The sequence below is a fragment of the Nocardioides sp. genome (assembly GCF_036401255.1).
In the GTDB taxonomy this organism is placed as follows: Bacteria; Actinomycetota; Actinomycetes; order Propionibacteriales; family Nocardioidaceae; genus Nocardioides.
This window is the reverse complement of record NZ_DASWVI010000370.1, coordinates 1-8,191: the sequence shown is the minus strand read 5'-3', so window position 1 is coordinate 8,191 and position 8,191 is coordinate 1. Positions and strand designations below refer to the sequence as shown.

Here is an 8,191-nt window from a genome sequence, read left to right as displayed (position 1 = left end):
GACCATCCGTGGGACGTGCGCCCGATCGGCGAGGGCCGGCTGATCTTCACCCAGCGCGACCGGGCGACCGTGTCGATCTGGACCGGCGGCCACACCCGCCGGGTGCGCGGCTTCCCCAGCAGCTCGGTGTGGGTCTCCGGGGAGACCGGCCTGATGGGTCTCGAGGTCGACCCGTCGTTCGCGAGCAACCACCGCTTCTACACCTGCCAGGGCGGCACGACCAGCCGCGGCCACGACGTACGCATCATGCGCTGGACGCTCAGCGACGACCTCCGGTCGGTGACCGGTGGGCGCAAGCTGCTCGGCGGCCTGCCCGCGACCAGCGGCCGCCACGGCGGCTGCCGGCTGCTCGCCGTCGGGCCGCGGATCTACGTCGGCACCGGCGACGCCGCCACCGGCCGCAACCCGGAGAACAAGAAGTCGCTGGGCGGCAAGACGCTGTGCCTGCTCGCCGACTCCGGCAAGCCCTGTGGCGACAACCCGTTCATCGGGGCGAGCAACCGCCGCCAGCGCTACGTGCACACCTACGGCCACCGCAACGTCCAGGGCCTCGACCGGCGCAACGACGGCACGCTCTGGTCGGTCGAGCAGGGCACCTACCGCGACGACGAGGTCAACCGGCTGCGCAAGGGCGGCGACTACGGCTACAACCCGGTGCCGGGCTACAACGAGTCCGTGCCGATGACCGATCAGTCGTTGCCCGGCAAGCAGCGCGCCGCGGTCTGGCGCTCGGGCAACCCGACCCTGGCGACCTCCGGCGGCGGCTTCGTCTACGGCAAGCGGTGGGGCGCGCTGAACGGCAGCTTCGCCGTCGCGGCGCTCAAGGCCGAGCGGGTGCTGTTCCTCCAGCTCTCGTCGGCCGGCAAGCTGCAGAAGGTGCGGGTGCCGGCGGCGCTGCGCCACTTCGGCCGGATCCGCACCGTGGTGGACGGCCCCGGATCGGTCGCCTACGCCACCACCGACAACGGGAACGGCAACGACGCGATCCTCGTTGTCAGACCAAGACGCTGAACACTCCATGAGGAAGCGGTGACGGTCCCCCGGTGGACGCCCAGACCCTGATCAACCTGGCCCTGGTCGGGCTGTTCATCCTGGTCGGCGGGATCTTCGCCGGCACCGAGATCGCGCTGGTCTCCCTGCGCGAGGGCCAGATCAACACGCTGGCCTCGCGCGGGAGCCGGGGCGCCCGGGTCGCGGCCGTGGCCCGCGACCCCAACCGGTTCCTGGCCGCGGTGCAGATCGGCGTCACGCTGGCCGGGTTCTTCTCGGCGGCGTACGGCGCCTCGACCCTCGCGCCCGACTTCGCGCCGGTGCTCGAGCACCTCGGGCTCGGCGAGGACGCTGCCGAGAGCGTCGCGCTCGTGCTGCTGACGCTGTTCATCGCCTACCTGTCGCTGGTGTTCAGCGAGCTGGTGCCCAAGCGGCTCGCCCTGCAGCGCGCCGCCGGGGTGGCCTACCTGGTCGGCGCGCCGCTGGACCGCTTCGCGACGCTGATGCGGCCGATGGTGTGGCTGTTGTCGGTGTCGACCAACGCCGTGGTCCGGCTGTTCGGCGGCGATCCGACCGCGGCGACCGAGGAGCTGAGCGACGAGGAGCTGCGCTTCCTCGTCGACCAGCACGAGGGGTTGGCCGACGACGAGCGCAAGATCCTCGTCGACGTCTTCGACGCCGGCGACCGGTCGCTGAGCGAGGTGATGCGGCCCCGCGGCGACGTCACGTTCCTGGCCGCGGACGCGACGGTGGCGGACGCGATCGCGACCGCGCGCACGAGCCCCTACTCGCGCTACCCCGTCACCGGCACCGGCCACGACGACGTCCGCGGCTTCCTCCACGTGCGCGACCTGCTCGGCGCCGACCCGCGGATGCGGATCCGGACGCTGACGCGCGAGATCCTGCACCTCCCGGCCACCAACCGGCTGCTGCCGTCGCTGTCGCGGATGCGCGCCGAGGGCAGCCACATCGCCGTCGTCGTCGACGAGTACGGCGGCACCGACGGCATCGTGACGCTCGAGGACCTGGTCGAGGAGCTGGTCGGCGACATCCACGACGAGTACGACCAGACCGCGAGCGTCGCCGCCGGCGAGGTCGACGCCGGCCTGACCATCGAGGACTTCGCCGAGCGCACCGGCGTCGAGCTCGAGGACGGCCCCTACGAGACCGCCGCGGGCTACGTGATCCACCGACTCGGCCGGCTCGCGGTCACCGGAGACGTGGTCACGGTCGGCGACCACGAGCTGGAGGTGGCGACGGTGGACAAGCACCGGATCACCCGGCTGCGGGTGCGGCCGCACGAGGTGTGACCGACCTCCCACCGGGTCGTGCAACTTTCACCCGTTCGGGTGCTCAGCGTCCGGGAGAGCCCTCCCGATGGTCCAGACATGTCTCGACCGCTCCGCGCCGTACTGCTCTCCCTCGCCGTCACGCTCGGCTCCTTCTCGGTCCTCCCGGCCGCGTCGGCGTCCCACGAAGCCGCCCACTCCGCCGACGAGTTCGTGATCGCCTCGTTCAACATCCTCGGCGCGAGCCACACCGACGGGCGCCACGACCGCGGGTTCGACCGGTCCGGCGTGCGGCTGTACCGCGCGATCAAGGCGCTGCGCCGCTCGCAGGCCGACATCGTCGGGCTGCAGGAGTTCCAGCTCTCCCAGCGCAACCGGTTCGTCGCCCGGGTGGGCGGCGCGTGGGGTCTGCACTCCGGGTACAGCCACAACACCGACAACACCATCGCCTGGCGGACCGACCGGTTCGCGCTGGTGGACAGCTGGACGCGCCGCGTGCCCTACTTCCACGGCCGGATGCGCAAGATGCCGATCGTCGCCCTGCGGTCCCGCGAGACCAACCTGGTGATCTACGTGATGAACGTCCACAACCCCGCCGACAGCAAGGGCAACGCCGAGAGGTGGCGCCGCAAGGCGATGCGCATCGAGCGCAAGGTCACCAGCCGGCTCACCGAGCAGCTGCACGCCCCGGTCTTCCTGACCGGCGACATGAACGACCGGGAGGACTTCTTCTGCCCGTTCACCGGCAACGGCGTCATGCACTCGTTCCTCGGTGGCTCCAACCCTCCCGGCGCCTCGTGCGCGCCGCCGCGGTCCGGGATCGACTGGATCTTCGGCAACCAGTACGTCGAGTTCTCCAGCCCGCAGATCGACCGCTCCTGGCTGGTGGCCCGCACCAGCGACCACCCGATCGTCAGCGCCCACGTCCGGCTGCGCTGACCGGAGCCGGCTCAGGCGTTCCAGTCCAGGAACGCCCCGCCGGCGGTGACGACCGCGAACCAGAACAGCACCGCGGCCACGGCCAACCCGGGCACCCACCGCGGATGCAGCGACCACCAGGCGCACGCGACCACGAACAGCAACACCCACACGACCAGCAGCGCGACGACCGCCCACCAGGGCGCGACCAGCCCGCTCGCGGCGTACAGGAAGAACGCGCAGGCCATCCCCGCCATGCCCACGAACGGCCACGGGGAGACGTCGGGGTGCCCGCGCGGGCGGCGCCCGGGCTTGGTCACCGGGCGCTGCTCGTCGGGCTGCTCATCACACCGGTCGTCCGACTACTCATCGACGTCGTCGTTCCAGGCCGGGTCGCTGTCCCAGTCCTCGTTGCGACGCTCGGCGGTCTCCAGCGCCTGCTCGGCCTCCGCGCGGGTGGCGTAGGGCCCGAGCCGGTCGATCGGCGGGCAGATGTTCGACTCGTCCTCGACGCGGTGGTGCCGCACGCAGTACCAGAAGTCGCTCATGCTCCGAACGTACAGGCGAACCTACACTCGTCGGGTGACGAGTCCGCTGCGTGCCGTGCCCGCCTCGATCCCGCGGCCGGAGTACGTCGGCAAGGAGGCGCCGACGCCGTTCACCGGCAGGGAGGTCAAGGACGCCGACACGATCGAGCGGATGCGCGTGGCCGGCCGCCTCGCCGCACAGGCCCGCGACCTGGTCGGCGCGCACGTCGCGCCGGGTGTCACGACCGACGAGCTGGACCGCATCGGGCACGAGTTCCTCTGCGACCACGGCGCCTACCCCTCGACGCTGGGCTACCGCGGGTTCCCCAAGTCGCTGTGCGCCAGCGTCAACGAGGTCGTCTGCCACGGCATCCCCGGCGAGCGCGTGGTCGAGGACGGCGACATCGTCAACATCGACGTGACGGCGTACCTCCACGGAGTCCACGGCGACACCAACGCGACGTTCCTCGCCGGCGCCGTCGACGAGGAGTCGCGGCTGCTGGTCGAGCGGACCCGCGAGGCGCTCGAGCGCGGCATCAGGGCCGTGAAGCCGGGCCGGCGGATCAACGTGATCGGCCGGGTGATCGAGTCTTACGCCGCGCGGTTCGGCTACGGCGTGGTCCGCGAGTTCACCGGGCACGGCATCGGCACCTCGTTCCACAGCGGCCTGGTCGTCCCGCACTACGACGACCCCGACCACGACACGCTGATCGAGGTCGGCATGACGTTCACGATCGAGCCGATGCTCAACCTCGGCACCCACGAGTGGGACCTGGCCGACGACGGCTGGACGGTGACCACCCGCGACCGGCGCCGCAGCGCGCAGTTCGAGCACACGCTGCTGGTCACTCCCGCCGGCGCCGAGGTCCTCACGCTCCCCTGACCGCTCGCCGTTTCCCCACGCACCTGACAGAACTGTCGTCCTCCCGGCTGGTCGGGAGCAGATACGTCGGGTGCGTGGCGAAACCCCGGCCCGCTAGACGAGCTTGTCGTACGACGTCTCGCCGGTCTCGGCCAGCCGCCGCTCCACGCGCAGCACGGCGAGGTCGTGCTCGGGGTCGCCACTCATGGTCGCGGCCAGGCGCAGGTGCGGCAGCGCCTCGGCGTACCGGCTCTGCCGCTCCAGGCACCGACCCAGCGCGTGGCGCATCCAGTCGTCGGCGGGGTTCTCCTCGACCAGGCGCACCAGCTCGGCCTCCGCGCGCTGCAGCTGCGCGCGCATCAGGAACGCCCAGGCGCGCAGGGTGCGCAGGCCCGTGTTGTCGGGCTCCTCGGCCAGCGCCGGCTCGATGACCTCGAGCGCCTCCCGCGGCGCCCGGCGGGCGAGGAGGTCGAAGGCGGTGCGGTACGCCGACTCCGGGCCGGCCTGGCCCGGGAAGACGACCGGTGGCGCCTGCAGCTCCCGGGTCTCGGGGTCCGGCTCGGGGTCGAAGTCGTTCACGACGATCCAACCTACCCCGCGGTCGGCGGATTCCCCGGAGGGTCGTCGTGCAGGATCCGCTGGAACAGCACGTGGTCGGTCCACTCCCCGCCGATGAACAAGAACCGCTCGGCCACGCCGTACTGCTCGAACCCGGCCTTGCGCAGCACCGCCTGGGAGGCCTCGTTGTGCGTGCGGGTGCCGGCCTCGAGCCGGTGCAGTCCGAGCCCGCGCGCCTCGATCGCGACGTGCTCGACCATCGCGGTCGCCAGTCCGCGCCGCGTGTGGTCGTGGGCGACCCAATAGCCCACGGTGCCGCTCTGGAGCACGCTGCGCGCGATGTTGTTGAGGGCGATCCGGCCGGCGACCGTGCCGCCGCGCCAGAGCAGGTAGACATAGGCCTGGTCGCCCTCACGCAGCTCGAGCGCCCGCGCGATCTCCTCGGCCTGGCCGGCCTCGGTGTAGAACCTCGCCGGACGGTCCGGGTCCCACGGTGCGAGGTGCTCGCGGTTGTGCTCGTACGCCGCCGCGAGCGCCGCCGCGTCCGACTCGTCCAGCGGTCTGATCTCGTAGCCCTCCGCAAGCACCGCGACAGGCTAGTGGGTGCGGCCGCGAGCCGGCGGGACCTCGTCCTCTACCGCGTGCGACGGCGTGTTGCCACCGTGGGAGGAGACCCGGAAGGGAGGCACTGCCATGCAGTGGGATCTGGGACTGGAGGGGTTGGCCCTGCTGGCCGCGATCGCGTTGGTGTTCGGCGTCGCCGCGGGCCTGCTCGTCGGCGGCGGGCGACCGCGCCGGCTGTGGGCGATCGGGCTCGGCGCCGTCGCCTGCTTCGGCGCCGGCCTCGTCACCAGCGAAGGGGTGTTCGGCTCGTCCACCGAACAGGACCTGCAGCCCTACGTCGACGGGCTCACGCGGGACGAGGTGCTGCTCTCGAGCGTGCTCACCACCGTCGTGGTCGTGGTCGCGATGCGCTACCTCGCCCGGCACGGCCACGAGCCGCACCTGCGTCATGCGCGGCCGGCCGTCGGGCGGCACCGCGCGCTGCACCCGTAGTGCTGGTTGACTCTCCACATGGCGCCCTCCTCGTCGTTCCGCGCGCTGCACCACGCGGAGCTCCCGCTGCTGTTGCCGAACGCCTGGGACGTGCCCTCGGCGCTCGCGTACGTCGAGGCCGGCTTCCCCGCGATCGGCACGACCAGCTTCGGTGTCGCGACGTCGGCCGGTTTCCCCGACGGTGACGGGGTCACCCGCGACGCCAACCTGGTCCTCGCGGCGCGGCTGGCTCGGCTGCCGGTCCACGTCTCGGTCGACATCGAGGACGGCTACTCGAACGATCCGGACGAGGTGGCGGCGTACGTCGCCTCGCTGGTCGAGCTCGGCATCGCCGGGGTCAACCTCGAGGACAGCGCCGAAGGCCGGGTGCTCGATCCGGCGGTCCTCGCCTCGAAGGTGGCGGCGGTCAAGGACCGCGCCGCGGAGGTGTTCGTCAACGCGCGGGTCGACACGTACTGGTTCCACCAGGACGACACGGTCGAGGCCACCATCGCGCGTGCGCTGGCCTACGTCGAGGCGGGCGCCGATGGCGTGTTCGTCCCGGGCCTGACCGACCCGGCCACGATCCGCGAGATCGCCGCCGCCGTGCCGGCGCCGCTGAACGTGCTGATCACTCCGGGACTGTCGCTGCGCGAGCTCGCCGACCTCGGCGTGCGCCGGGTCAGCACCGGTTCGCTCCCCTACCGGGCCGCCATCGACGCCGCCGTGCACGTGGCGACCGCGGTGCGCGACGGGGAGGTGCCACCGGCCGCGACGTCGTACGCCGACGCGCAGGCCCGGATCCGCCGCTATCCTTGAGCCGCGGATGGGCTGGCCGGGCGACCGCGTGGAGGTGACTCCCCGAGGAAGGTCCGGGCTCCACAGGGCAGAGTGGTGGGTAACACCCACCCGGGGCAACCCGCGGGACAGTGCCACAGAGAACAGACCGCCCCTCCCCGCTCCGGCGGAGAGGGGTAAGGGTGAAACGGCGGTGTAAGAGACCACCAGCGACCGGGGCGACCCGGCCGGCTCGGCAAACCCCACTTGGAGCAAGGTCAAGAAGTCCCGTGCTTGCACGGGGCGCGCGCACGTTCGAGGGCGGCCCGCCCGAGTGCGCGGGTAGACCGCTGGAGGGTGTCGGCAACGGCACCCGTAGATGGATGGTCGCCCCCCGGCTCGCCGGGGACAGAACCCGGCCTACAGGCCAGCCCGTCCGCACCACCCCGTTCCACAGTCGATGCTGTGGGTACCGGTCCTCCCGATCGACACCCGACGAGGAGGAGAGACCGATGGCCGTCACGAGCTTCCAGGACCTGCCCGTCGCGGATCGCGACCGCGAGTGGGACGGCGCCGCCGCCGAGAAGCGCGTGCGACAGTGGGCGGGCGCCGAGGACGAGCCGAACGAGAAGTACCGCGATGCCCATGTCTGGTACGACGCCGAGAACAAGGACAACTTCACGGCGTACAAGCTGCTGATCGCCGACGTCGTGGACGGCAAGCTCACCGCGATCCCGCGCGGCGTGATGGCCGCAGGGAACGTCATGCAGGGCTCGCGCGGCGGTGTCGACCTGCCCGAGCGCGACATCGACCGGGTCAAGAGCCACCTGGCGAAGTACTACGCGAAGCTCGACGACACCGCGCCCTGGGACCGCGACTGACCGGTCCCGGTGGTTGAGGAGGTTGCACTGCAACCGTCTCGAAACCACCGCGAACTGTGCTTCGGCCTGCGGGTCGCCGGTGGTTGCGGTGGTCGAAGAACGGGGGACGTGGTCACCGTCCGCTGGGGTCGAGCGCGAGGTGGTTACCGCCGGCCTCTCGGCTGCCGGCCGTCGGTGGTCGTCGTGCTTGTGGTCGCCGTCGTCGTCCCGGGATTCCGGCTACCGACCTGTCCCAGGGATCGACTCCGAAGGCTCGGAAGACTTTGCCTTCGGATGTCCCAGAAGCCTGTGGAACAAGGGGTTCTGGGCCCTCGACTGTCGGCGGGCAGTGCTGGGATAGGTGTCATGGCAGCC

General features: G+C 71.7%; 11 protein-coding genes and 1 other RNA gene. 8 read left to right on the top strand and 4 right to left on the bottom strand.

The features are described from left to right. From VGD85_RS17130 to VGD85_RS17120, 3 genes are all read left to right on the top strand, one after another. Positions 1-1,011, top strand: a 1,011-nt coding sequence (locus VGD85_RS17130; RefSeq protein WP_331064643.1) for a PQQ-dependent sugar dehydrogenase, incomplete at its 5' end; no start/stop codon positions are given. Positions 1,012-1,043: 32 nt separating this feature from the next. Then, positions 1,044-2,300 (top strand): hemolysin family protein, encoded by a 1,257-nt coding sequence (locus tag VGD85_RS17125; RefSeq protein ID WP_331064642.1) that lies wholly within the window; start codon positions 1,044-1,046, stop codon positions 2,298-2,300. Between the two features lie 78 nt (positions 2,301-2,378). Beyond that, a complete protein-coding gene (locus VGD85_RS17120; protein ID WP_331064641.1) occupies positions 2,379-3,218 on the top strand; it encodes an endonuclease/exonuclease/phosphatase family protein in 840 nt (279 codons plus the stop codon). 11 nt (positions 3,219-3,229) lie between these two features. On the opposite strand, the gene VGD85_RS17115 is transcribed toward VGD85_RS17120, so the two are convergent. Both VGD85_RS17115 and VGD85_RS17110 read right to left on the bottom strand, forming a co-directional pair. Further along, positions 3,230-3,517: a hypothetical protein gene (locus tag VGD85_RS17115; protein WP_331064640.1), complete on the bottom strand. Its 288-nt coding sequence runs from the start codon at positions 3,515-3,517 to the stop codon at positions 3,230-3,232. A gap of 42 nt (positions 3,518-3,559) precedes the next feature. Then, positions 3,560-3,745, bottom strand: coding sequence for a hypothetical protein (locus tag VGD85_RS17110; RefSeq protein WP_331064639.1), 186 nt, complete (start codon positions 3,743-3,745; stop codon positions 3,560-3,562). On the opposite strand from VGD85_RS17110, the gene map reads away from it, so the two are divergent. Next, complete coding sequence (map, locus tag VGD85_RS17105; RefSeq protein WP_331064638.1) at positions 3,744-4,607, top strand: type I methionyl aminopeptidase; 864 nt, start codon at positions 3,744-3,746, stop codon at positions 4,605-4,607. The genes VGD85_RS17110 and map overlap by 2 nt on opposite strands. 93 nt (positions 4,608-4,700) lie before the next feature. Here map and VGD85_RS17100 read toward each other — a convergent pair whose 3' ends face one another. Together VGD85_RS17100 and VGD85_RS17095 are read right to left on the bottom strand one after the other, a co-directional pair. Next, positions 4,701-5,165, bottom strand: a complete 465-nt coding sequence (locus VGD85_RS17100; protein WP_331064637.1) for a tetratricopeptide repeat protein — start codon at positions 5,163-5,165, stop codon at positions 4,701-4,703. Between the two features lie 11 nt (positions 5,166-5,176). Next, positions 5,177-5,731, bottom strand: a complete 555-nt coding sequence (locus VGD85_RS17095; RefSeq protein WP_331064636.1) for a GNAT family protein — start codon at positions 5,729-5,731, stop codon at positions 5,177-5,179. 106 nt (positions 5,732-5,837) lie between these two features. Between VGD85_RS17095 and VGD85_RS17090 the strand changes: the two genes are divergently transcribed. The 4 genes from VGD85_RS17090 (at position 5,838) to VGD85_RS17075 (ending at position 7,837) form a co-directional block, all read left to right on the top strand. Further along, positions 5,838-6,200 (top strand): hypothetical protein, encoded by a 363-nt coding sequence (locus VGD85_RS17090; protein ID WP_331064635.1) that lies wholly within the window; start codon positions 5,838-5,840, stop codon positions 6,198-6,200. A gap of 18 nt (positions 6,201-6,218) precedes the next feature. After that, positions 6,219-6,998 (top strand): isocitrate lyase/phosphoenolpyruvate mutase family protein, encoded by a 780-nt coding sequence (locus tag VGD85_RS17085; RefSeq protein WP_331064634.1) that lies wholly within the window; start codon positions 6,219-6,221, stop codon positions 6,996-6,998. An 8-nt stretch (positions 6,999-7,006) separates the two neighbouring features. Next, positions 7,007-7,395: RNase P RNA component class A (gene rnpB, locus VGD85_RS17080), an RNA gene on the top strand. A gap of 73 nt (positions 7,396-7,468) precedes the next feature. Continuing rightward, positions 7,469-7,837 carry a hypothetical protein gene (locus tag VGD85_RS17075; RefSeq protein ID WP_331064633.1) on the top strand — a complete coding sequence of 123 codons (369 nt, stop codon included), beginning with the start codon at positions 7,469-7,471 and terminating at the stop codon, positions 7,835-7,837. The last annotated feature ends 354 nt before the right edge of the window (positions 7,838-8,191 follow it).